The organism is Rhizobium sp. Root1204 (assembly GCF_001424965.1).
Classification (GTDB): Bacteria; Pseudomonadota; Alphaproteobacteria; order Rhizobiales; family Rhizobiaceae; genus Pararhizobium.
The window spans coordinates 358,947-383,136 of record NZ_LMCZ01000040.1; the positions used below are offsets into that span (position 1 = coordinate 358,947).

Consider the following 24,190-nt stretch of genomic DNA (forward strand, 5'->3'; position numbering starts at 1 on the left):
GCAAGCGGGGAGAGGGCTAGGGTGAGGGGCAATGCTTGCGCAGTCTTGTTACTGCTGCATCATGTCCGTCCAGGCATCCTGCATCTTCTGGTCAAGCTCGGCGCTCGGGATCGGATAAAGCTGCGTCTTCTTCAGATATTCGGCCTGGTCGTTCCAGCGCAGCGCCGCTTTCTGGGCGTCGGTCAGGTGCTCGCCGGCCTTCATGTTGGCGGGCATTGCCCAGTAGCAGGACGAGGTCGCCAGCCGCGCCTGCCCTTCGGGGCTGACAATATACTGGACGAATTTCAGCGCCAGATCCTGTTTCTTCGATGCCTTCATCACGCCAATCGATTGTGCCCAACGGACCGCGCCCTGATCCGGCACCGTCCAGTCGAGGTTGGGCTTTTCGCCCGAGAGTGCAGCGGTAATCCATTCGCCACCGCCGACGAGAATATCGACCTCACCGGTTGCCAGCGCCGTCTGCGACGAGACGACGTCGCTCACTTGCTTGGAGACTTTCTTCATCTCCGACAGCTTTTCGGTGATAGCCGGCATGTCCGCGTCGGACAGCTCGGCGGTCTTCTTGCCAAGGCCAAGCGCCACAAGGCCGATCATCGGGAGATAATAATCATAGAGCGCGATACGGCCCTTGTACTTGTCTGACCAGATGACCGAGAGGTCCTTCATGTCGGCGGGATCGACCTTGGTCTTGTCAAAGGAGATCGTGTTGTAGCCAAATTTTTCGGTGACGGCGTAGGTCTTGCCGTCCTTCATATTGTTGGCTTCCATCCGCACTTCCGGGAAGATATCGGCCGTCGGCAGCTTGTCGGCGGGAATTTCGGCAAGAAGATCAAGACCGACGGCGCGCTGGACATCGACGCCGTCGATGACGAGCACATCCCAGTCACCTGGCTGCGACTGTTCGAGGATCGACAATGCCGCGCCGGTTCCCTCGTAGTCCTTGAGGTTGACCTTGACATCATTGGCCTTTTCGAACGGCTCGACCAGCGCCGGGTCCGTATGATCGCACCAGACCAGGGCATTCAGTTCTTCGGTCGCAAACGCCGGTGCAGGCGCGGTGACGGTGGAGACGGCAGCGAGCGAGACCGCAGCCACGGAAGAGAAAAATCGACGCGCGAAAGCGCCATTCACGGAAGTGATCATCGCGTTGCCCTCTGGTTTACAGCGCTCATTGCGGCGCCTTCACAAAAAGATTGAATGAATTCAATTTTTAAGTCAATGTCATTTTTGAGGACATTCAAAAAAAGGAAAAAGGCGGCATGACCGGGCTTCGTGCACGACAGAAAGCCGATAGGAACCGGCGCATTTTGCAGGCAGCGACAATCCTTTTTCGGGAAGTTGGTTATGACAGCGCCCGCATCGAAGATATCGCCGAGCGCGCGGAAGTCTCGGTGGGCACGTTCTACAATTACTATCAGAACAAGGGCGATATCCTGGTCGCCGCCGTGTCCATGGAAGTCGAGGAAGTGCTTGCAGCCGGTAAAGCGATCGTTGACAGCCCGCCCGAGACCGTTGGCGAGGCGCTGAAAGTCCTGATTGGTCAATATTACGATCATTCCCTTGTCTATCTCAGCAAGGAAATGTGGCGCACCGCCATGGCGATCTCGATCCAGCAGCCGGAGAGCCCGTTCAGCCGGCGTTATACGGAGCTCGACGGCCGGCTCTGCGACCAGGTCTCGACGCTGATTGCCAAATTGCAGCGGCGTGGCGGTGTCATGCCGGGTATCGACACGGCCGCCACCGGCCAGATGTTCTTCAACAATCTCAACATGATGTTCATCGAATTCGTCAAGGACGAGGCGATGACGCTCGACGCACTGAAAGACATCGTCAGCAGGCAGAACCGGCCGCTGGCAACACTGATCAGTAGTCCGAAACTACAATAACAATCAGGATATCAGGGATGGAACATACAGACACTGCGGTCCTTACAGCTGCCGACAGCCTCGTCGAGGCCTTCTCGAAACATGACCGCGATCGCTATTTCGCGGCCTTTTCAAAGGACGCGACCTTCATCTTCCACAATCTCGATCGCCCGTTGAGAAGCCGCGCGGATTATGAAGCGGAATGGGCGCTCTGGGAACGCGACGGTTTCAAGGTTCTCTCCTGCACCTCCAGTGATCGCAACCTCCAGATGCTCGGGAGCGTAGCGATTTTCACCCATGATGTTGAAACCCGGGCGGAATTCGGCGGTAAAACCATCACAAGTCAGGAACGGGAAACGATCATTTTCGAAAGACAGCCGGACGGCAAATGGCTCGCCGTCCACGAGCACCTTTCCCGCGCCTCCTGAAAATCCAAAGCCCCTGCATCCAGAGGGATCAGGGGCTTGATACAAACATCGATGTTATGCTGTCTGTTAAACTCAGATCGCGCCGCAGACCATTGCGGTCACAAACAGGAAGGCAGCGGCCAATGCAGTGGCCTGCGCTGCCATCGTCCAGGATAAATGCGGCGCAGAATGCGCGCCAAAGCTCACCGGACTTTTCTGCATGACTGGTTTCGAACCTTGCATATTGTCCTCCACGAGAGTGTTGCAGATGTCTGCCGCCATCACGGCCGCAGCGCCATACGTTTTCTCCGTTATTTTACACCAAGTTTATAGATATTATTTTCTGCTTTTGGCGCCCCGCAGGAAAAAACCAACCCAAAGGCCCGTCTCCACCGGATGAAAGCCACCCCGTTCTCAATGTCCCCTCTCAAGCGCCCTCTGCTGGACAAGCCGGGACCAGCGTTCGCTGAACCACGGCGTCAAAAGGGAAACATCCGCCTGACTGTGCGGTTTGGTCAACGCACCGTCCGTCTCGGTGGATGTCCATACCTTGAAGGTCGTCAACTCATGCTTGCCGAATGTCTGGATCAACGGGATATCGGCTGCATCGCGGCCGCGCGCCACGGCAATACGGCCAATACGCGGCACATTGTGGCGGGCATCGAACGTATACCAGCGATCATCGAGAAACACCTCGAACCACGCATTGAAGTCCATCGGTGCCGGATTGTCCGTTGCGCCAATATCGCCCATGTAACCGTTGACGTAACGCGCCGGCATGTTCATGGAGCGGCAGAGCGTCACGGCAAGGTGCGCATAGTCGCGGCACACCCCTGCCCTTTCCTCATGTGCTTCCATCGCGGTGCGTAGCGTTGCCGTGTAGCCGTAACTGAAGGTCAGGCGCTGATGCACGTAGTCGCATATCGCCTGAACACGCGCCCAACCGGGCTCGATTTCACCGAAAAGGCGCCAGGCAAGCGCACCGAAACGGTCGGTTTCGCAATAACGGCTGGCTGACAGGTAGGGCAGGCATTCGGGTGGCAGTTTTTCGACCGGCACAGCCTGAGCCCCTCGGTTCACGGAATCTGGCCACCCGCTATCCTTGATTACTGCATCATAGGTCAAGCGCAGGCCGCCTGCGGGAACAACCATCCGCATACAGACATTTCCGAAGGGGTCGGTAACCTCTCCCATTTTTATCACCGGATCGGAAATCGGCCCGCACTCGCTGACGATATCGTGCCGCCTTGTGCGATCCACAGACAAAAAGGTCATCATAGGGGTCGGTTGACTGCAATTGATGCCTATTTCGTAACCCAACCGAATAAACATGTGCCACCTCCACCACACGGCAGGAACGGACATGCCACCGATTTGTTCCGGTTTCAGATTCGCAAAAATGGCCGGGCGCGCCTCCCGCGCAGGAACACGTCCACACCGTGTCCCATGCCTCCAGACAGGCCGCTAGACGACCAGCATCGCCCGCAGATCATTGACATTGGTGCCAGTCGGGCCGGGCACGAACAGATCACCGCTGGCGCTGAATGCGCTCCAGGCATCGTGGCGGGCGAGATGATCGCGGGGATCGGCGCCCGCCGCCCGTATACGGCTCACAGTTGAACCGTCGGCAAAGGCACCGGCATTGTCCTCCGACCCGTCAATCCCATCGGTATCGGCCGCCAGCGCATGAACACCCTCGACACCGTCGATATCCAGCGCAAGCGAAAGCAGGAACTCACTGTTGCGGCCGCCCTTGCCATAGGCATCGCCCGCAATCGTTACCGTGGTTTCGCCACCGGACAGGATCACCACCGGCTTTGAGAACGGGCGGTTGCGCAGCGCAGTTTCCCGGGCGATGGCGGCATGCATCCGGCCGATATCGCGGGCTTCCCCCTCGATCGCATCCGACAGGATCACCGCCTCGACGCCCAGCGCGCGCGCTTTCGCCGCTGCCGCCTCCAGCGAGACGCTGGCTGATGCGATGACATGGTGCTGTTGATTGCCAAATGCCGGATGATCTGGGGTGGGTGCAGCGGCCTGCTCCGAGCGCAGATGCTGCATCACGGCTTCCGGCAGTGTCATGCCGTAACGGCTGACAATGGCCAAAGCCTCAGCAGGCGTGGACATATCGGGAATCGTCGGGCCGGAGGCAACAAAGGCCGGATTGTCGCCGGGCACGTCGGAGACGATCAGGCTGACGACCCGCGCCGGTGCAGCAGCAAAAGCCAGCCGCCCACCCTTGATGCGAGAGACATGCTTGCGCACCACATTCATCGCCGAGATCGGCGCGCCGGACGCAAGCAGGGCCTTGTTGACGGCAATTTCGTCAGCCAAGGTCAGACCTTGCGGCGGCGCGGGCAACAGCGACGAGCCACCACCGGACACCAACGCCACCACCAGATCGTCCGGTGTGAGCCCCTCGACCAGCCGCAGCAGCTCCGCCGATCCGGCAAGCCCAGCCTCGTCCGGCACCGGATGGGCCGATTGCAGCACGCGGATGCGCTCGCACACGGCGATCGGACCATGACGCGCAACGACAGCGCCCTCCAGTGGCCCATCCCACAGGCTTTCGAACGCCGCTGCCATCTGGCTTGCCGCCTTGCCTGCGCCGACGACGATCGTGCGCCCTTTCGGCTTTTCCGGCAGGTGGGCACGGATGGCGGCAAGCGGATCGGCTGCTTCGACGGCCGCCTCAAACAAGCTCGTCAGGAAGGCACGGGGGTCAGCAATCATCAAATCAGCCTGCAATCTCGAAATCATAAACGAAGACACCATCGACGCCGCCCTCGGTCGCGGCAACGATCCGGCCGCCCGCCTTTTCATGCGCCGGATGGACAAGATAGGCATCGCGCGCCGCCGCATCGGCAAAATCGATGATAAACCCGCTGTTATAGCCCTTGCCCAGGCCTTCCGGACTGACATTGGGACCAGCGGTAAAACTAAGATAGCCGGGAACCAACGCCTGCAGCGCGGCGATATCAGACAGGATCGACTGCCGCTCGGAATCAGCAACGGCTGACTGAAAGCGGATGAAGACACAATGGCGGATCATGGCAGGCTCCTATCGGATATCGGCGCGCGCCCGCGGCCGTTGATCGTTGCGCTCATGGCTGAAGATGGTGGCCGGAAGCGGTTGCCGCTCACGGATAATGTCCGAACCCTTTTCGCCCATCATGATCGTCGGCCCGTTGGTATTGCAAGAGGGAACGCGCGGCATGACCGAACTGTCGCAGACGCGAAGCCCCTCCAGTCCATGCACCCGCAAATCCAGCCCGACGACGGCGTCAGCACCGGTTCCCATCTTGCAGGTCCCGACGGGATGATGATCGGTCTTGGCATTGGCGCAGCCGTATTCGAACAACTCGTCATCGGTCATCACTTGCGGCCCGGGCAGTCGCTCGGCCATGATGTAAGGTTTCAGCGCCTGCTGCTGGAAGATTTCGCGGGCGATTTTCAGGCCTTCCAGCGACATCTTGCGATCATGCGGATCGCTCCAGTAATTCGGATCGATCAGCGGGGCGGCCGCCGGATCGGAAGACGACAGCCGGACGGTACCGCGCGAACGCGGATGCAGATAGGCGGAATTCAGCGTCACGCCGGCATTCTTCAGTTTCTCGACACCGGCCTCGATGCCGGAGCCGAGCCCCAGATGGAACTGGATATCGGGTGAGCGTGCATTCGGATCGGCATACCAGAAGCCGCCGGTCTCAAACAACGATGAGGCGACCGGACCGGAGCGGAACAGCACATATTGTAGACCGGCCCAGACGGTGCGGTGCAGTTTCGCGACGCCGTCATAGGTATGATCGCCGGTGCATTCGGAAATGACAAAGAGGTCGAGATGATCCTGAAGATTGCTGCCGACACCCGGCAGGTCATGTTTCACATCGACGCCGACAGAACGCAGATGATCGGCCGGGCCGATGCCCGATTGCTGCAGCAGTTTCGGCGATCCGATAGCCCCGGAAGAGACCAACACCTCGCGTTCGGCGCGGATGGTTTCCAATCCCTTTGCAGTCGCGACCTCGACGCCAACTGCGCGCATTCCCTCCAGCACAATCCGCGTCACCCGCGCGCCGAGCCGGACGGTCAGGTTCTTGCGATCCCTGATCGGGTTGAGATAGGCGAGCGACGCCGACGAGCGGCGGCGGTTGCGCTGGGTCAGCTGATAGAAGCCGACGCCTGCCTGCTGCTTGCCATTGAAATCGTGATTGTAGGGAATGCCAAGCTCCTGCCCCGCGCGGATATAGGCATCGCAGATCGGCAGGCCTGAGACCGGCATGGAGACGCCGAGCGGTCCGCCATAGGAATGGTAATCGTCGGCAAAACGCTGATTGTCTTCCGAGCGTTTGAAATAGGGCAACACGTTGCGGTAATCCCAGCCGGTGCAGCCGTCCTCGCTGGCCCAGAGATCGTAATCGGCCGCATTGCCGCGCGTATAAAGCTGCGCGTTGATCGACGAGCCGCCGCCGATCACTTTGGCCTGCGTATAGCGCAGAACCCGGTTCTTCATGTGCTTCTGCGGCACGGTCTCCCAGCCCCAGCTGGCGACACCCTTGGTCATCTTGGCAAAGCCAGCCGGCATATGGAACAGAGGATTCCAGTCGCTGCCGCCAGCCTCGAGCAGCAGCACCTTGACATCTGCGTCTTCGGTCAGCCGGTTGGCAAGCACGCAACCGGCCGGTCCGGCACCGGTGATGATGTAGTCATAGGTCATGTCGTCGTCCTTAAAACGTTGTCGCCTTGCGGCGATCTCAAACGGGGCAAGCCGTCTGCTCCCTCTTCTCCCCAGCGGGGAGAAGTGCTGAGCGCAGCGAGGCGATGAGGGGGTGTCGCCGCAAACTCGCGTGTGCTTGGCTCCCCCTCATCCGGCCCTTCGGGCCACCTTCTCCCCGCTGGGGAGAAGAGGATTACGCCCTGCCCTTCCCAGCCAAAATTCACTACAATCGCCCGATCGAAAGCCCACCGTCGGCATTGATCACCGAGCCCGTGGCAAAGCCGAAGCTGCCGTTGGCCAATGCCGCGACCATGCGGCCAATATCATCCGCCTCGCCCCAGCGTTTCATCGGCACCAGCCCGCCATCTATCAACGCGTCGTACTTGGCGGACACGCCGGCGGTCATATCGGAGCGGATAATGCCGGGGCGAACCTCGAACACCGAGATACCGGTATCGGCCAAACGCAGCGTCAGCCCTTGCGAAAACGATGCAAGCCCCGCCTTGCTGATGCAATAGTCCAGACGCTCCGGCGAACTCATCACCGCCGATACGGACGTGATGTTGATTACCGAACGCGGCCCGCGGGCACAGCCCGCCAGCATCGCCTTCACCACCGCCTGAGTGAAAAACACCGTACCACGCAGATTGGTGCCGATGATCGTGTCGAAGTTTTCCGGGGCAAGCTCAAGGAAATCGCCCCGCACCACCGATGCCATGCCGGCATTGTTGACGAGGCAATCGATCCCGCCGAATTCTGCCAGCACCGCATCGACCGTCGCCTGATGACCGGACAACTCGGAGAGATCCCCTTTCAGAAAAATCGCCTTGGCGCCGAGCGCAGCAAGCTCCTCCAGCACACCCGAGACCTGATCGGCATCGCCGATACCGGTGATGGCAATGTCGAAACCGGTTTTCGCCAGTGCCCTGGCGATGCCGAGACCTATTCCGCGGCGGCCGCCGGTGACGATGGCGACAGGGCGTTTGTGATTGCTCATGCCGCCAGATCCTTCGCGATGATGTGATCGGCTACACGCAGCGCCTGTGCGGCAACCGTCAGCGCCGGATTGACGGCGGCCGATGTCGGCAGGCAGCCGCCATCGACAACATAAAGGTTCGAGTGATCAAAGGCCCGGCAGTACGGATCGAGCGGCGCAGACGCCGGGTCGTTGCCCATGCGCACCGTGCCGCATTGGTGCGACGGTGTGCGTTTGTCGAACGGTTGGGACAACACGATCGGATAACCCGCCGCCTTGAAGTGGGCGCGCATCTTCGCCTCAAGCCCGGACAGTGCCTCCATGTTGGAGCGCCGCCACTGCATGATGATGCCCTTGCCATCGACCATGATGCGGCTTTCCGGATTCGGCAGATCCTCTGTCATCATGTACCAATCGATGGCGTGGCCAGCCATGAAATCGAGGGCGAAGCGCGGTGCGTAACGTGGCGCATTGGCCTTGAGGATGTCTCCGTTGATCTTGCCGAGCAGCTGGACATTGCCCAGCGGCAAGCCATCACGCCCACCGGTGAGGTAGTAGTCGTTCAGCATCAGCGTCTTCTGGTAGACGCTGTCGTTGCGCCGGAACGGGTTGATGGCCAGCATGGCGCTGCAATTGTGGTTCATGAAGTTGCGGCCGACCTGATCGGAGCGGTTGGCAATTCCCTTGCCATCGCCGGAGCGCAGCAGGATCGCGGCGGAATTGATCGCGCCGGCCGACAGGATCACCAGCTTCGGGGACAATCGTTTCCTCTCGCCTTTGTGGACGTAGTGGATCGCCTCGATCCGCCCGCCTGGCCCGGCTTCCAGCGTCTCGACATAAGCGGAGGTGATCAGCTCGATATTCGGGTCCTTCAGCGCGACGGCAAGCGGCGCGGTCTCGGCGTCCTTCTTGCCCTTGCCCGTGTTGGGAAAGCCATCCCACGGCGTGCGTCCGCCGGCCAGCCAGGTGTCGATATCGACGCCGAGCGGCAATGTCGCCGGATGCAGTCCCTGCGCCTTCAACTCGGCGCGGGCGCGGGCGATTGCGGGCTCGTCCGGTACCGGGCCGTGAGAATAGGGCGTCGAGTGCGCAGGTTCCGTCGGGTCCTGACCAAGCTCGCCGCGCACCGCAAACAGCCGTTCCGCCTTGCCGTACCATGGTTCCAGTTCCTCGTAGGGAAAGGGCCAGGCCGGCGAGACACCGCCGAGATGCTGCATTTCGGTAAAGTCCTCGGCGCGGTAGCGCAGAAGGACCGCGCCGAAGAGCTTGGAATTGCCTCCGACGAAATAGAAATTCCCTGGATTGAACGCCGTCCCGTCCGGTTCGCGCCACATCTCCTTTGGCCGGAAGTGTCCATCAACGAAGATGGATTTATAGCTGCGCGTTTCCGGCGTGTCGGGAAGGCGCTCGCCGCGCTCGAGGATGGCGATGCGTGCGCCCGACCCGGCAAGCGCCGAAGCGACCGTCGCTCCGCCGATGCCGGAACCGATGATGACGATGTCGGGCTGGTTGACCATGACGGAACTCAGCCGATGCGCTGCTGGTTTTGCGGGTCGAAATACACCGCCTTGTCCAGATTGAAGGCCAGTCTTGTATTCTGGCCGGGCGCGATACGGGCGTCGGCGCGCAGACGCGCCACCACTTCCTTGCCGCCAAGTTTGGTGACTGCGAACGTGTCCGAACCGGCTGGCTCCACCACTTCGATCAAGCAATCGCCTTCCACCAGAGAGCGGGCGTTGCGATCGGCGCCATCGGGATCGGTCAGCGCTTCCGGCCGGATACCGAAAACAACCTGCTTGCCGCTATAGGCGGCAAGGCCAGACACCTGGGCGACCGGCAGATGCAACGGCTCAGCATCTGGTCGAACCAGCGAGACACGCAGATCATTGCCGCCGCCCTCCACCGTTGCGGTCAACAGGTTCATCGCCGGCGAGCCCATGAAATCGGCGACGAACAGGTTGGCCGGATTATTGTAGATTTCGGCAGGCGTGCCGAATTGCTGCAGGATGCCGTCCTTCAGAACGGCGATCTTCGTTGCCAGCGTCATCGCCTCGATCTGGTCATGCGTCACATAGACGATCGTCGTCTTCATGCGCTGGTGCAGGCGCTTGATCTCGGTGCGCATATCGACGCGCAGCTTTGCATCGAGGTTGGACAATGGTTCATCGAACAGGAAGACCTGCGGATTGCGCACCAGCGCTCGGCCCATGGCGACGCGCTGGCGCTGACCACCGGAAAGCTGGCTGGGCTTGCGGTCGAGCAGATGGCCGATCTGCAACATGTCGGCAACCTGCTTGATAGCCTTGTCACGCTCGTCTTTCGGCACGCCACGGATTTCCATGCCGAAGGCGATGTTTCCGGCCACCGTCATGTTCGGATAGAGCGCATAGGACTGGAAGACCATGGCGATGTCGCGCTTGGAGGGATGCAGGCCCGCCACCGACTTGCCGTTGATCGAGATTTCGCCTGACGTGATCGGTTCCAGCCCAGCGATGGTGTTGAGCAAGGTCGACTTGCCACAACCGGACGGGCCGACCAGCACCAGGAAGCCGCCCTCGTCGATTTCCAGATTGATATCTTTCAGGATTTCCAGCGAGCCGTAGGACTTGCGAAGGTTTGTGATTTTCAGAAAGGACATGGCTTTAACCCTTCACGGCGCCGGACATCAGGCCACGGACGAAATAGCGGCCGGAAACGATGTAGACGACAAGCGTTGGCAAGGCGGCAAGGATCGCGCCTGCGAAATGGACGTTGTATTCCTTCACCCCGGTCGAGGAAGAAACGAGATTGTTGAGCGCCACCGTCATCGGCGTCGAATCCGCCCCGGAGAACGATGCCCCGAACAGAAAGTCGTTCCAGATATTGGTGAATTGCCAGATAACCGAGACGACGATGATCGGACCCGACGATGGAAGCAGGATGCGCCGGAAGATCTGGAAGAAGCTGGCGCCATCGATCTGTGCGGCCCGCACCAGTTCGGTCGGAAACGCCTCATAGTAGTTGCGGAAATACAGCGTCGTGAAACCGAGACCATAGATGACGTGCACCATCACCAAGCCAGGGACCGATCCGGCAAGACCGAAGATACCCAGCATGCGCGCCATCGGGATCAGGACGATCTGAAACGGGATGAAGCAGGACAGAAGCAGCATGCCAAAGAAGATGCCGGAGCCCGGAAACCGCCACTTGGTCAAGACATAACCATTGAGCGCACCGATGATCGTCGAGATCGCCACGGCCGGCACGACCATCAGGATCGAATTGATGAAGAAGGGACGCAAGCCTGTCGGCTGCACACCGATCTGCGCCGTCGACCAGGCGGAGCGCCAGGGATCCAGCGTCCAGCTCATCGGCAGGTTCAGCATGCCGCCTTGGCGGATTTCGTCCAGCGGCTTGAAGGAATTGACCAGCATCACATAGAGCGGCAGCAGCGAATAGGCCGCAAACAGGATCAGCACGGTATAGATCAGCGCGCGCGTCAGGCGGCCGGAAGAAATGGCGTTGTCAGGGCTCTGGACACTCATGCGCGCTTCTCCCCTTTGATTTCGGAATAGAGGTAGGGGATGATGATCGAGAAGATCATGGCCAGCATGACGATGGCCGACGAGGCGCCAATGCCCATCGAATTGCGGGTAAAAGTGTAGGAATACATGAAGGTTGCAGGCAGTTCGGTCGCCTGCCCCGGCCCGCCGCCCGTCAGTGCCACGACCAGGTCATAGGCCTTGATGGCGAGATGGGCGAGCACGACGAAGGCCGACAGGAACACCGGACGCATCAGCGGAATGATGATCCGCCGGTAGATCGTCGTGGTCGAAGCGCCATCGATCTGCGCCGCCTTGATGATTTCGTTATCGACGCCGCGAAGACCGGCCAGGAACATCGCCATGATGAAGCCGGTGGATTGCCAGACGGCTGCGATCACCACGCAATAGATCGCGTAGTTGCGATCCTTGATCCAGTTGAAGGTAAAACTTTCCCAGCCCCAGAGATGCATGGTGTTTTCAAGGCCGATGCCCGGATCGAGAAACCATTTCCAGGCCGTGCCGGTGACGATGAAGGACAGCGCCATCGGGTAGAGATAGATCGGCCGCAGCAAACCTTCGGCGCGGATCTTCTGATCGAGAAGAATGGCAAGGCCCAGACCCAGCACTGAGCAGATGAGAATGTAAAGCGACGCGAAGATCGCCAGATTGGAAATTGCCCGCCACCAATGCGGCAGAGCCCAGAGCTTGGAATAGTTGCTCAATCCCACGAAATTGTAGGACGGCAGCATCTTGCTGTCGGTGACCGACAGATAGCCGGTATAGACAATGAAGCCATACACGAAGACAATGACGATCAGAAAGCTTGGGGCAAGTACCAGTTTTGGCACAAGGTCCTGCAGCCGGCTTCGGCTATCCATAGCGAATACCACCGTTGTATGTGAATTGAATAAAGCAAGATGCCCCTCACCCTAGCCCTCTCCCCGCATGCGGGGAGAGGGGATTACAGAGGTCGCCGCCCGGTCCTTCTCCCCGTTACGACGGGAAGAAGATGCCCGAAGGGCGGATGAGTGGCATTATTCGCAGAACGATTACTGCGCAGCAGCAACAGCGGCCGGCAGTTCCTTGACGGCTTCTTCGGGGGTGAGTTCACCGTTGAATTCGCGTGTCACGACGTCGTAGATCGCATTCTTGACAGCAGCCGGATTGGCATGGCCGTGAGCCATGGAACCGAACAGCTTGCCGTTTTTGTCGGCGTCGGCGAGATCGGCGATGGCCTTCTTGCCGCAAGCGTCGAACGCTTCGTTCGATACGTCTGTACGGGCCGGAGCCGAACCCTTGACGACGTTGAAGGCCGACTGGAAGGTCGGGCTTTCGATCGCAGCGGCCATCTGCATCTGGGCCGGAACCTTGTCAGCGGCAACCTTGAACATCGCGAACTGGTCGGAGTTGAAGGTGACGGAACCCTGTGTTTCCGGGTAACGCATGCAGACGAAGTCGGTGCCGGGCACCTTCTTTGCCTTGACGAACTCGCCCTTTGCCCAGTCGCCCATGAACTGCACGCCGGCCTTGCCTTCGATGACCATGGCAGATGCCAGGTTCCAGTCGCGGCCGGAGAAGTTGTCGTCCACATAGGAACGCAGCTTGGTCATGCGCTCGAAGGCGGTCTTCATCTTGTCGCCGCCAAGAGCTGCCGGATCAAGATCGATGAAGGCCTGCTTGTAGAAATCGGTGCCGAGCGAAAGAACGACAGCATCGAACAGGGTCGCATCCTGCCACGGCTGGCCACCGGCTGCGATCGGGGTAATGCCCTGTGCCTTGAAGTTATCAAGCAGAGCGACCAACTCGTCCCAGTTCTGCGGCTCCTTGCCACCTGCCTTGTCGAGGGCTGCCTTGTTGATCCACATCCAGTTGGTGGAGTGGACGTTGACCGGAGCGGCAATCCAGTGACCGTCGTATTTGGAGAATTTCTGCAGGGCGGCCGGAATGACCTTGTCCCAGCCTTCCTTGCCGGCGATTTCGTCGAGATTACCAAGCGCGCCTTCCTTGGCCCAGTCGAGAATGTCGAAGCCGAGCATCTGAACGGCCGTCGGTGCATTGCCCGAGGTGACGCGGGCGCGCAGCACGGTCATGGCTTCCGTACCACCACCACCGGCAACCGGCATGTCGGTCCAGGAAATACCCTTGGTTTCCAGATCCTTCTTCAGGACGTCCAGAGCGGCCGCTTCGCCGCCGGATGTCCACCAATGCAGAACTTCAACGCTTTCAGCAGCCTGCACGGCAGAGCCGCCCATCACCGCGCCACCCGTCATCATCAATGCTGCAATTGCTGTCGTCGTCATAAACTTGCGCATCGTAGTCCTCCCGTTTGCAAGTCGGATAGCGGGAAACTCCTCCCCCGCCGTTGAATGCCATCCCCGCTCAAACAGGGAAGCAATTGGTCTGCGGTCTCCACCGCCGGTTCATTTAAAACGTTATAAATAGGCTCAAGTCAAGCACCGCACACCATAGCCAGACAATTCGAATTAACACTTTGAATTCCAGTGTTTATAAGCCGTGAAATTAATGCCGCACCGCCGCAAATCCTTACTAGCAATGCGCATTTGTAACGTTTGCATAAACACACATTGCGCATGTGTGCGTCTGACGTTACAAAGACGCCTTGTCGTCGCCTCAAGGGAGTATTTCATTGGTTGACACTCCCAAATCCGCCGCTGCCGAAACGAGACCGAAAAGCGGCAAGCCAACGCTGCGCACCCTCGCCGATCTCACCGGCTTTGCCGTGACGACCGTGTCGCGGGCACTCAGCAATGCACCGCAGATTTCGGCCGAAACCCGGCGCCGCGTGCATGAGGTGGCGGCAGAAATCGGCTACCTTCCCGACCGGGCGGCGCAGCGCCTGAAGACCGGCCGAACCAACGTCATCAGCGTTCTTCTCGACCCGCACGAGGAAATCCTCGGCTACGGCACCTCGCTGATGCTCGGCCTTGCCAAGGCGCTGACCGATACGCCCTACCACATCATCGTCACGCCGAATTTCATGAACGACAGCAATCTCGATGCGGTGCGCCACATCGTCCGCAACAGTATGGCTGACGGGCTGATCTTCTCGCGCACCGAACCGTTCGACCCGCGCGTGCGCTTCCTGCTCGAAAACGATTTTCCCTTCGTCTGCCATGGGAGAACGGAGCTTTCCACCCCTCACCCCTATGTCGACTATGACAATTTCTCCTTCGCCTACGAGGCAGCCAAGCGGCTGATTACGCGCGGCCGGCGAAAGCCGACGATCATCCTGCCGCCGAAGCGCATGACCTTCTCGCAGCACCTGATGCACGGTTTCATGACGGCTGTGCGCGAGGCCGGCGTCGCTTACGAAATCCCCGAAGAAATCCATCTCGACAGCCCGATCGACCATATCCGTGACTTCATCAGCCGCCGCGCCGGGCAACCGGACGCGCCCGACGGCTTTGTCTGCGGCGGTGAGGTTTCGGCGCTGGCGACGATCACCGGCATGAGCGATCACGGACTGGCGCTCGGCGTCGAATATGACATCGTCGGCAAACAGACCTCGAAACTGCTGGTCAACATCCAGCCCAAGGTTGAGACGATCTATGAGGATCTGACGGATACCGGTGAACAGATGGGCCGCGTCCTCATGGCTCGGATTGCTGGAACGAACACGGCCGACATGCAAGTCATGCTGAAGCCGACGATCAATTTTCCGGCAACGTGAGACCTTGAGAATGAGGCCAGTGCCCTGTTCCAAACTCGAATTCAGCTCCATGCCCCCTCCCCTCCTCTCATCGCCTCTGCTCAAATCTCCCTTATGAACGCGGCATCCACCAGCCGGTGCGGCCGCCGATATGCATGTTGAGCGTCTTGGTCTCGGTGTAATCTTCCACCGAATGGCGGCCGAGTTCGCGGCCAAGACCGGACTGGCGGTAGCCTCCGAATGGCAGCTCCGAGGCCCCATCCATGAAGGTGTTCATCCAGATCGTTCCGGCCCGCACCTTCCGGCCAACCGTCAGGCAAGTATCGAAATCGCGGCTCCAGACACCGGCCGACAGACCGTAATCGATCGAATTGGCAATCCGGATCGCCTCCGCCGTGGTCTCGAAGGTCAGCACCGAAAGCACCGGACCAAACACTTCTTCCCGCGCCACGGCCATGTCGGGCGTGACGGACGAGAGAATGGTCGGTGACATGAACTGGCCCGAGCCGAGATCAAGTGCGGCGCCGCCATGCGAAACCTTAGCCCCATTGCCGGAGGCGGCCGAAACGTAGCCAACGATCTTGTCCAGATGCTGCGGCGTAATGATCGCCCCGACCTGGGTTTGCGGATCGAGCGGATCGCCGACCTTGACCTTCGCCGAAAGCGCGGCGACACGGGCAATCACGTCCTCAGCGATCTCCTTGTGAACGATCAGCCGCGAACCGGCATTGCAGCATTCGCCGGCATTGAAATAGGCGCCGAACACCGCCGCATCGATGAAATCATCGAGATTGGCATCCGGAAAGACGATCTGCGGGTTCTTGCCGCCGAGTTCCAGCGAAACCTTCTTCAGCGTCTGCGCGGCATTGGTCATCGTCAGCTTGCCGATACCGGTCGAGCCGGTAAAGGAGACCATTTCGACGTCGGGATGCGAGGTCATGATCGCGCCGACATCCGGGCCAGTGCCAGTGATGATGTTGACGACGCCTGCGGGAACACCGGCTGCTTCGAGGATTTCGCCCAGCACCAGCGTCGATCCGGACGTGAGTTCAGACGGCTTGACCACCGTCGTGCAGCCGGCCGCAAGCGCAAACGGCAGTTTCTGGCTGACGATCAGGAAGGGGAAATTCCACGGTGTGATGATCGAGACCACGCCAATGGCTTCGCGCAGGACGACACCGAGCGTGCCATCGCCGAGCGTATTATAGCTTTCGCCGTGCAGATCGCGCGCAAGCGCTGCGGCATAGCGCCAGATATCGGCGGCGCCGCCAAGTTCGGCCTTGGCCTGGCTGATCGGCTTACCGCTCTCGATACAATCGAGATAGGCCAGTTCATCGGCACGCGCCGCGATCATGTCAGCAGCGCGAAGCAGCACAAGCGAACGCTCCGATGCCGTCATGCGCGGCCAAGGACCATCGTCAAATGCCTTGCGGGCTGCAGCGATAGCACGCTCCGCATCCACTTTCGTCGCAGCCGGATAGCGGCTGACGGTGACGCCATGACCGGGCGCCACGCGCTCCAGTGTCCGGCCCTCGGCAGCATTGCCCCATTTGCCGTCAATCAGCATCTGGAAGTCGCGCACCTTCGTGTCAGTCAAAGCCTTGGGCTTCACCAGAACCGTCATTACCATTCTCCCTTGAATTCCGCAGGGCGTTTGCCGCTAAAAGCCGCAACGCCCTCTTTCATGTCACCGGTCTTGGCCGCCAGGATCGATCCCAGCGCTTCCACAGCCGTTCCGTTGTCTTCGCCATTGGCGGACGCGATCATCAGCTTGCAGATTTCCAGTGCCGCCGGACCGCGCTTGGCAATGCGCCCGGCATAGTCCTTCGCCGTATCCCGCACCGTCCCAGTCGCCACGACGGCATCGACCAGCCCCAGTGCCTTCGCCTCATCGGCCGTAAACATCTCGCCGCCCAGCACCATGCGCCGCACCACTTGCGCGCCAAACCGCCGGACCAGACGCTGTGTGCCCGACCAGCCCGGAACCATACCGAGGCTCGTTTCCGGCAGGCCGATCTTCACCTGCTTTTCGGCAATGCGGATATCCGCCGCTGCCGCCAGTTCCAGCCCGCCGCCAAGTGTGTGGCCATTGATCGCGGCAATCACCGGCATGCGCAGGGTCGCCAGCCGCTCGAACACACGGTGGCCGAAACGCACCCAGGCGTGACCGAATTCGTTGGGGCTCATCGCCCCCCAGGCCTTGATATCGCCCCCGGCCGAAAAGGCCTTGCCCTCGCCTGTCAAAATGACGACGCGGATGGTCGCATCGGCCTCGACCGTATCGCAGGCTGCCGAGAGTGCCTTCAGCATGTCGATATCGAAGGCATTCAACTTGTCCGGCCGTGCAACCGTGAGGATGGCGATCGCCCCCTCGGTCTCGATACGGATGCGTTCGTCAGCCATGCGCCGCTCCTTCCAGCGTCCGAACCGGCTTTTGCGGCAACGTCAGCCCGATCGGCGCTTCATGAAACAGCGCCGCATCCATGACCTTCAACTTGTCAGACACGATCAGCGGGAATTCCGACTGGTCGAGAATATGGGTCTGCAGATCGACACCCGGCGCGATTTCGGTGAGCATGATGCCTTCAGGCGTCAGCTTCATCACGCAACGCTCGGTGACATAGGTGATATCCTGCCCCTGCTCAACGGCGCGGCGGCCGGAGAAGGTGACGTGTTCGACCTCGTTGACCAGCTTCTTCAGCTTGCCCTCTTTTTCGATCACCAGCTTGCTGTCGGTCATCGAGAGCTTAGCCCCCGCGTTGAACATGCCGGAGAAGACGATCTTCTTTGCCCGCGCAGTGATATCGACGAACCCGCCCGCCCCTGCGGTCACGTGTGGCCGGAAGGACAGTTTCGAGACGTTGACCGAGCCGGATTTATCGATCTCAAGAAACGACAGAAGCGAGGCATCGAAGCCGCCGCCCTGAAAATAGGTGAACTGGTAAGGCGACGGCATGAAGGCGTCGGCATTCGAGGCGCAGCCGAAGGCGAAATCAAGCAGCGGCACGCCACCGACCGCCCCCTGCTCAATCACCCAGGTGACCGAGCCGTGCAGGCCCTCTTCTAGCAGGATACGCGGCACATTGGCCGAAATGCCGAAGCCGAGATTGACGCAGGATCCACCCTGCAGTTCCTGCGCAACACGGCGGGCAATGACCTTCTGAATATTGAATTCCGGCACCCGAAAACTGTCGAGTGGCCGGAAGATTTCGCCTGAGATCGCCGGATCATAATCCGTCAGCGTCGTCTGCTTCTGGTCGGGATCGACGATGACATAATCGACCAGCATGCCGGGAACCCGCACGTCATGCGGCTTCAGCGAACCGGACTTGGTGATCCGCTTGACCTGCGCAATGACAATACCGCCATTGTTTCGAGCGGCCAGCGCCTGGTCGAGACCGCCGAGATAGGCGCCTTCGTGCTCATAGGTCAGGTTGCCGCGCTCATCGGCGGTGGTTGCCCGGATGATCGCCACCTGTGGCACGATCGCCTTGAAATACAGCCAGTCCTCGCCCTCGAATTCCATCTTCTTGACGACCGGTTCGGCCATGGCCGACGCATTCATGGCACAGCCTTGGCGCGCGGGATCGACGAAAGTGTCGAGACCGGTCTTGGTGAGCACCCCCGGACGCTTTGCGGCCGCTTCCCGGTGCATGTCGAACAGCACGCCGGAGGGGATGTTGTAAGCAGCCACTTCGTTGCTACCAATCATCTGCCAGATCAGCGGCGGCTCGGATGTCGAGGGGCCGGAGGGATAGGAGCCGCCGATGATCTTTTTCAAAAGCCCTTTCTTGGCGATGTAATCGACACCCTTGATGCCGCTCATGTCACCCGCGGCAATCGGGTGCAGTGTCGTCAGATCGCGCGGATGGCCGGTCGCGTCAAAACGCTCTCCGATCGCCTTCAGCATCAGGTCCGGGCAACCGAGCCCACTCGACGACGACACAGAAACGGTCGCGCCATCGGGGATCAAAGCGGCGGCCTCAGCCGGGGTGATATGCTTGCTCATAGACAGAACTCTGTTGAAATCATCATGGTCTTCAGTTGCGGCTGGCCCCCTCTTCTCCCCAGCGGGGAGAAGGTGGCCCGCAGGGCCGGATGAGGGGCGGCTGCCTCGATACTCGATACGCGGCCCCCCTCATCGCCTCGCTCCCGCTCGGCACTTCTCCCCACTGGGGAGAAGTGGGAAGCTGCTATCACCTCCCCCAGGAAAGCATGCAGCCGCTCGACCGTCTCGCCAATCATGGCCTCAAAGCCCCGTTTCGACAGCGACGGCATTTCCGGTCTGCGCCGATTTCATCACCGCCAGCCCCGTCGCCAGCGACCAGATGCCATCCTCGCCGCCACAGAGCGGCTTGCCCTTGCCAGCAATGGCGTTGTCAAAGGCAGTCAGCGTGTTTTCATAGAGATTGCGGTGGTCGAGCGGCAGCTCCGTTTCACCCTCGACATTGCGCAAGGTCACCGTGCCAACCGGCTTCTGGCTCATGCAGTTGCGGGCGATCAGTGATCCGTCCGAGCCATGCACCTCAAAGCCGGTAACTGCATATTTGGTGGTAAAACCATCATGGAACTGAGCAATCAGGCCTGATTTGAACCGCAGGATACCCATCGCCGCATCTTCAAGCCCTGCCTTTGCCATGCCGCCATATTGGCCAAGCGCCACCGCCTCGACCGGATCGTCGCCGAGCACGAAACGCAGCGTATCGGTGTCATGCACGGTAATATCGAGAATGACCCCGCCACCCGCTTCTGGCTTGTCCAAGCGCCAGCCCTGCAGATGCGGCGGCAGGTAACCGGCATGGCAGACGCGGGCCGCCAATGGCTTGCCGATCTTTCCGTCGGCAATCGCATCGCGCATGGCACGATGGGTTGCGGCACCGCGAAGGTGATGATTGGTCGCCATGACGACACCGGCATCCCGTGCCACCTTGACCATGGCATGGGCATCGTCAAGGCTCATCGCCAGCGGCTTTTCGCAGAGAATATGCTTGCCGGCCTTGGCCGCCGCAATCACCTGGTCGCGATGCAGTTCATTCGTGGTGGAAATGTAGACGGCCTGAACATCAGGATCACCAACAAGCTCGTCAACACTGGTCACCGATTTTGCAATGCCGTGGTCTGCGGCATATTTGGCGCCGCGCTCGGCGCTGGTGCTCATCACCGAAACGATCTCGCCACCAACGGCGCGGATCGCGTCGATTACCCATTCATGGGCAATCGTGCTTGCCCCGATCAAACCCCAACGTGTCATAACAAGGATAGCCTTTCCCGCTTGTCGATGGCGGCACCACAGCTTTGGCGTACGACCAGCCGCACCGAACTGACGATCGCTTCCGCATCGGCCCGTCCGGCATTGATCTGTTTCAAAAGAAGCTGCGCCGCCCGGCGCCCCATGCCCTGCGGATCAACCGAAATTGTCGTCAACGCCGGCACCGCCGTCTGCGCCTCGATCACGTCGTCGAAACCGATCACGGCAAAATCCTCACCTGGATCAAGACGATGGGCGCGCAAGCCGTCGCAGACCCCGAAAGCGACCGCATCGTTGAAACACACTGCCGCCGTCGGCCGCTCGCGGAGCAGCAACGCCCGCTCGATGGCAGCGACGCCCCCTGCCCGCGACGGCGCCGAGCTGACCACAAGTTCGTCATGAAGAGCTAGATCCATATCGGACAGCGCGTCGCGATAACCCTGCAGCCGCTCATTGAAAACGGCCGTATCGGGAAAGCCGCCGAGGAACGCGATACGGTGATGGCCAAGCCCGGCCAGATGGCGGACGGCATCGCGCATGCCGGCATGATTGTCGGAGATCAGCGAGGAAACCTTGGCGCCGGTAACCTGCCGGACGACATTGACGACGGGAATACCGCTCGCCACCAGCGGCTTCAGGTCATTGGCATCTGTTCCACGCGCCGGCGACAGGATCAGCCCGGAAATACCGTGCTCACGCATCGAGGATATTACCTCACGCTGGCGGTCGACGCTTTCGGCGGTATTGGCAAGAAACTGCACGTAACCGGCCGACTGCACGACCATATCGACGCCGACAGCAAGCTCGGCGAAGAAACTGTTGGTCAGGTCGTTGACGACGATACCGATGATCTTCGATTTGGAATTGGACTGGCGCAGGTTGGCGGCGCCTCGATTGTAGACATAGCCGAGATCGCGAATGACCGCATTGACCTTGGCGCGGGTGGCCTCATTGACCAGCGGGCTCGCCTGCAGCACGAGCGACACGGTCGACTTCGACACACCGGCGGCGCGCGCAATATCGATCACTGTCACCCGGTCTTTTACCACATCACCCTCCCGGCCAAGGTCTTCCACCTCAGCATGCATGCTCAAAATAATTGGAACGTTCCAATTTTGTCAAGCGGATTTCGCCAAACTCGATCAGGCTCCCCTTTATCCACAGACAGCGAAACCGGATCGAAGAACACAGAAATAGACAAGCCATTGATATTAGCTTGTTAATTTAAAACACGGCGCCTTACATACAACGACAAGAAACTCGACGTCAGTCCAAAAATCTACTCTCTGCGCATTCGAAGCTTCGGTTTGGCACGCAAATTTTCCTTGAAATTTGGAACGATCTAAATTATTCGGCTTTCAATATCCAAGGAGGAGCCCGCATGTCCGCCACCCTGTCGCTGCCACACGCCGATGGCTCGCTTGAGATTTACCGTTTGACGGGAACACCGGTCTCGCGGCCGAAAACGGCCCCCACCTTCAATCGTATCGCCTATGCCGCCGCGCACGTGGTCTCCGATCCATTGCGCGATCTCGATCCATGGGGCCGCCCGGCCATCGACTGGGAGCGGACGATGGCCTTCCGCCATCATCTCTGGGCTCTCGGCTTCAAGATCGCCGAAGCGATGGACACGTCGCAGCGCGGCATGGGGCTGGATTGGGCAGGCGCGCAGGAACTGATCCGCCGATCGCTGGCCGAAGCCCGCACGGTGCCGGGCGCCGATCTCGCCTGCGGTGCCGGAACCGACCACCTTTTACCCACCGATACACGCTCGCTCGACGATGTCATCCGCGCCTATGAAACGCAGATCGGCTTCGTCGAGCAGCAAGGCGGCCGCTCGATCATGATGGCCAGCCGCGCACTCGCCCGCATCGCCACATCGCCGGATGACTACCGCAAGGTCTATGGCCGCATCCTGTCGCAAACCAGGGACAAGGTTGTGCTGCACTGGCTGGGCGACATGTTCGACCCGCAACTGAAGGGCTATTGGGGATCGGAAAACTTCGAAACGGCGCTCGATACGGTCCTGTCGATCATCGAGGAGAACAGGGCGAAGGTCGAGGGCATCAAGATTTCATTGCTCGACAATGCTTACGAGGTCGCCCTGCGTAACCGTCTGCCCGACGATGTGCTCTGCTTCACCGGCGATGATTTCAACTATGCCGAACTGATCGAAGGCGATGGAAAGAAATACAGCCACGCCCTGCTCGGCATCTTCGATGCCGTGGCGCCCTCCGCCTCCAAGGCGCTGGCCTCGCTTGCCGCTGGCGATACCGCCACCTTCCGCGCGGTGATCGAACCGACTGTGCCTTTGTCGCGAAAAATCTTCGAAGCGCCGACGCAATATTACAAGGCCGGCGTGGTTTTTCTCGCCTGGCTCAATGGCCACCAACGACATTTCACCATGCCGGCTGGCATGCAGTCGGCCCGTGGCGTTTTGCACTATGCCAATATCTTCCGTTTGGCCGACAAGGCCAACGTGCTGGATATGCCGGATATGGCTATGGAGCGAATGAAGGCGTTTCTGGTGATGCAAGGGGTTTGAGGGCTTCGGCAATAGCAGACATTCCCCTTCTCCCCAGCGGCGAGTGACGAGCGGCTGCGAGTCGATGAGCGATGTCTTTCCGGAAGTGCTTTGCCATGTCGCCTGATCCCGAATGATGGCATTGAGGATGGGCGGCAGTTTGCGCGTGGTGGTGACGAGGCCATCACGAAAAGCATTGAAATCGGGGGTTTGGACAAGCTTTTCAAAGACGCGTTGTCCTGAGTGGTCGCTGGGCTTCGGGTTCTATCCCATGCCAAAACGCCCGGCATTGCTACCGGGCGCCTGGCCGCGGCGCATCAGGGAGATCAGTTGCGCCGGGAATTGAAGCCCGTATCGATATGCGGCTCCCAGAACTCCACGGATTCGCGGATCATATCGACGACGAGATGATCGGTCGGCTCGCGTTCGCGAAAGGAGAGTTCAAGGCAGATTTCGTTGTCGGTACCACCGCCACGGCGAACCGTGTCGAGCAGCTTTTCAGGCACTATCCGGCCGTCCTTGTTATGGACGGCAATGAACGGCCAGTGCCCTCCCTTGTTCATCGAAGACTGCTTGATGTGGATAATCGGCGATTCCTTCGGAAACGCCTCCGCCCAGGCATAGGGATCGATGTCGTCCGGATTGCTGGAGGTGACGTCACCGTGGTCGATATCGACCATCATCTTCATTGGAATCGGCAGGCCCGACTGCGCCAGCCGCCCGTCGAGCGCGCGGCATTCTGCGATCGTATGGCCGAACTCGCGGCCGACTGACATGGGTTCCCAAAACAGATAGGTGAGACCGGCAACCTTGCCATGCTCGGCCACTTCGGCCCAGCAATCGATGGCGATCCGCATCAGTTCCTCGCGGCGCGCTGGGTCGTCATAGTCCTTGTGGGTGAAGATGGCGAATTGGGTGCCCATGCCGGAAGCACCGAGTTCGGCGGAAATATCGGCAAAGGTCTTGAACCAGTCGATATAATAACGGCGCACATCGATATCGGGATGGCCGAAATGGTTGAGCCGTCCATAAGGCCCAGTCATGCCCGAAGTCACCTTGACGCCGGTTCGCCCGAGCGCCCGCTTGAATTGGCGCAGCTGCTTGACGATCGTTGCAGCCGGCCAGCCCGGATTGACGAACTCGTGGGTCAGCTGGACATAGCCAATGCGGATCTTCTCGGCGATCGTATCGATCAGGTCATCGGCCTCGGCGAAACGGTTGACCAGTGGATTGGTGTTGAGCGACAGCGTGAACGCCAT

General features: G+C 60.1%; 22 protein-coding genes. 4 read left to right on the forward strand and 18 right to left on the reverse strand.

Annotated elements, in window-relative coordinates:
* Window positions 1-48: 48 nt before the first annotated feature.
* Entirely contained in the window at window positions 49-1,143 is a 1,095-nt protein-coding gene (locus ASC96_RS26115) for a spermidine/putrescine ABC transporter substrate-binding protein (protein WP_060505953.1), read from the reverse strand.
* Window positions 1,144-1,259: 116 nt separating this feature from the next.
* Here ASC96_RS26115 and ASC96_RS26120 point away from each other — a divergent pair, with 116 nt between their 5' ends.
* Together ASC96_RS26120 and ASC96_RS26125 are read left to right on the forward strand one after the other, a co-directional pair.
* The gene (locus ASC96_RS26120) at window positions 1,260-1,886 is read left to right on the forward strand and encodes a TetR/AcrR family transcriptional regulator (RefSeq protein ID WP_060505954.1); all 627 of its coding nucleotides are present in this window, start codon (window positions 1,260-1,262) and stop codon (window positions 1,884-1,886) included.
* A gap of 17 nt (window positions 1,887-1,903) precedes the next feature.
* Complete coding sequence (locus ASC96_RS26125; protein ID WP_060505955.1) at window positions 1,904-2,293, forward strand: nuclear transport factor 2 family protein; 390 nt, start codon at window positions 1,904-1,906, stop codon at window positions 2,291-2,293.
* A gap of 72 nt (window positions 2,294-2,365) precedes the next feature.
* Here ASC96_RS26125 and ASC96_RS26130 read toward each other — a convergent pair whose 3' ends face one another.
* From ASC96_RS26130 to ASC96_RS26180, 11 genes are all read right to left on the reverse strand, one after another.
* The gene (locus ASC96_RS26130; RefSeq protein WP_060505956.1) at window positions 2,366-2,554 is read right to left on the reverse strand and encodes a hypothetical protein; all 189 of its coding nucleotides are present in this window, start codon (window positions 2,552-2,554) and stop codon (window positions 2,366-2,368) included.
* Window positions 2,555-2,686: 132 nt separating this feature from the next.
* Complete coding sequence (locus tag ASC96_RS26135) at window positions 2,687-3,430, reverse strand: transglutaminase family protein (RefSeq protein WP_348270824.1); 744 nt, start codon at window positions 3,428-3,430, stop codon at window positions 2,687-2,689.
* 306 nt (window positions 3,431-3,736) lie between these two features.
* Complete coding sequence (locus ASC96_RS26140) at window positions 3,737-5,008, reverse strand: glycerate kinase (RefSeq protein ID WP_156397726.1); 1,272 nt, start codon at window positions 5,006-5,008, stop codon at window positions 3,737-3,739.
* A 1-nt stretch (window position 5,009) separates the two neighbouring features.
* Window positions 5,010-5,324, reverse strand: a complete 315-nt coding sequence (locus tag ASC96_RS26145; RefSeq protein ID WP_060505958.1) for a Dabb family protein — start codon at window positions 5,322-5,324, stop codon at window positions 5,010-5,012.
* 9 nt (window positions 5,325-5,333) lie between these two features.
* Window positions 5,334-6,989 (reverse strand): GMC family oxidoreductase N-terminal domain-containing protein, encoded by a 1,656-nt coding sequence (locus tag ASC96_RS26150; RefSeq protein WP_060505959.1) that lies wholly within the window; start codon window positions 6,987-6,989, stop codon window positions 5,334-5,336.
* A 223-nt stretch (window positions 6,990-7,212) separates the two neighbouring features.
* Complete coding sequence (locus tag ASC96_RS26155) at window positions 7,213-7,986, reverse strand: 3-ketoacyl-ACP reductase (protein ID WP_060505960.1); 774 nt, start codon at window positions 7,984-7,986, stop codon at window positions 7,213-7,215.
* Entirely contained in the window at window positions 7,983-9,482 is a 1,500-nt protein-coding gene (locus ASC96_RS26160) for a GMC family oxidoreductase (protein ID WP_060505961.1), read from the reverse strand. The genes ASC96_RS26155 and ASC96_RS26160 overlap by 4 nt, the downstream gene beginning before the upstream one ends.
* Before the next feature lie 8 nt (window positions 9,483-9,490).
* A complete protein-coding gene (locus tag ASC96_RS26165) occupies window positions 9,491-10,603 on the reverse strand; it encodes an ABC transporter ATP-binding protein (RefSeq protein WP_060505962.1) in 1,113 nt (370 codons plus the stop codon).
* Window positions 10,604-10,607: 4 nt separating this feature from the next.
* Window positions 10,608-11,489 carry a carbohydrate ABC transporter permease gene (locus ASC96_RS26170; protein ID WP_060505963.1) on the reverse strand — a complete coding sequence of 294 codons (882 nt, stop codon included), beginning with the start codon at window positions 11,487-11,489 and terminating at the stop codon, window positions 10,608-10,610.
* The gene (locus tag ASC96_RS26175; RefSeq protein WP_060505964.1) at window positions 11,486-12,367 is read right to left on the reverse strand and encodes a sugar ABC transporter permease; all 882 of its coding nucleotides are present in this window, start codon (window positions 12,365-12,367) and stop codon (window positions 11,486-11,488) included. Before ASC96_RS26175 ends, ASC96_RS26170 begins: the two co-directional genes overlap by 4 nt.
* A 171-nt stretch (window positions 12,368-12,538) precedes the next feature.
* A complete protein-coding gene (locus tag ASC96_RS26180) occupies window positions 12,539-13,762 on the reverse strand; it encodes an ABC transporter substrate-binding protein (protein WP_244482333.1) in 1,224 nt (407 codons plus the stop codon).
* 374 nt (window positions 13,763-14,136) lie between these two features.
* On the opposite strand from ASC96_RS26180, the gene ASC96_RS26185 reads away from it, so the two are divergent.
* A complete protein-coding gene (locus tag ASC96_RS26185; protein ID WP_348270825.1) occupies window positions 14,137-15,180 on the forward strand; it encodes a LacI family transcriptional regulator in 1,044 nt (347 codons plus the stop codon).
* Window positions 15,181-15,271: 91 nt separating this feature from the next.
* On the opposite strand, the gene ASC96_RS26190 is transcribed toward ASC96_RS26185, so the two are convergent.
* The 5 genes from ASC96_RS26190 to ASC96_RS26215 all read right to left on the reverse strand — a co-directional run bounded on the left by ASC96_RS26190 (window position 15,272) and on the right by ASC96_RS26215 (window position 21,456).
* Window positions 15,272-16,783: an aldehyde dehydrogenase family protein gene (locus ASC96_RS26190; RefSeq protein WP_060505966.1), complete on the reverse strand. Its 1,512-nt coding sequence runs from the start codon at window positions 16,781-16,783 to the stop codon at window positions 15,272-15,274.
* Window positions 16,783-17,562: an enoyl-CoA hydratase/isomerase family protein gene (locus ASC96_RS26195; RefSeq protein ID WP_060505967.1), complete on the reverse strand. Its 780-nt coding sequence runs from the start codon at window positions 17,560-17,562 to the stop codon at window positions 16,783-16,785. Before ASC96_RS26195 ends, ASC96_RS26190 begins: the two co-directional genes overlap by 1 nt.
* Complete coding sequence (locus ASC96_RS26200) at window positions 17,555-19,168, reverse strand: acyl CoA:acetate/3-ketoacid CoA transferase (RefSeq protein ID WP_060505968.1); 1,614 nt, start codon at window positions 19,166-19,168, stop codon at window positions 17,555-17,557. Before ASC96_RS26200 ends, ASC96_RS26195 begins: the two co-directional genes overlap by 8 nt.
* Window positions 19,169-19,408: 240 nt before the next feature.
* Window positions 19,409-20,410: a Gfo/Idh/MocA family oxidoreductase gene (locus ASC96_RS26210; protein ID WP_060505970.1), complete on the reverse strand. Its 1,002-nt coding sequence runs from the start codon at window positions 20,408-20,410 to the stop codon at window positions 19,409-19,411.
* Window positions 20,407-21,456 carry a LacI family DNA-binding transcriptional regulator gene (locus ASC96_RS26215; protein ID WP_060506095.1) on the reverse strand — a complete coding sequence of 350 codons (1,050 nt, stop codon included), beginning with the start codon at window positions 21,454-21,456 and terminating at the stop codon, window positions 20,407-20,409. Before ASC96_RS26215 ends, ASC96_RS26210 begins: the two co-directional genes overlap by 4 nt.
* Window positions 21,457-21,788: 332 nt before the next feature.
* On the opposite strand from ASC96_RS26215, the gene ASC96_RS26220 reads away from it, so the two are divergent.
* Entirely contained in the window at window positions 21,789-22,952 is a 1,164-nt protein-coding gene (locus ASC96_RS26220; protein WP_060505971.1) for a dihydrodipicolinate synthase family protein, read from the forward strand.
* A 305-nt stretch (window positions 22,953-23,257) separates the two neighbouring features.
* On the opposite strand, the gene ASC96_RS26225 is transcribed toward ASC96_RS26220, so the two are convergent.
* Window positions 23,258-24,190: a TIM barrel protein gene (locus tag ASC96_RS26225; protein ID WP_060505972.1), complete on the reverse strand. Its 933-nt coding sequence runs from the start codon at window positions 24,188-24,190 to the stop codon at window positions 23,258-23,260.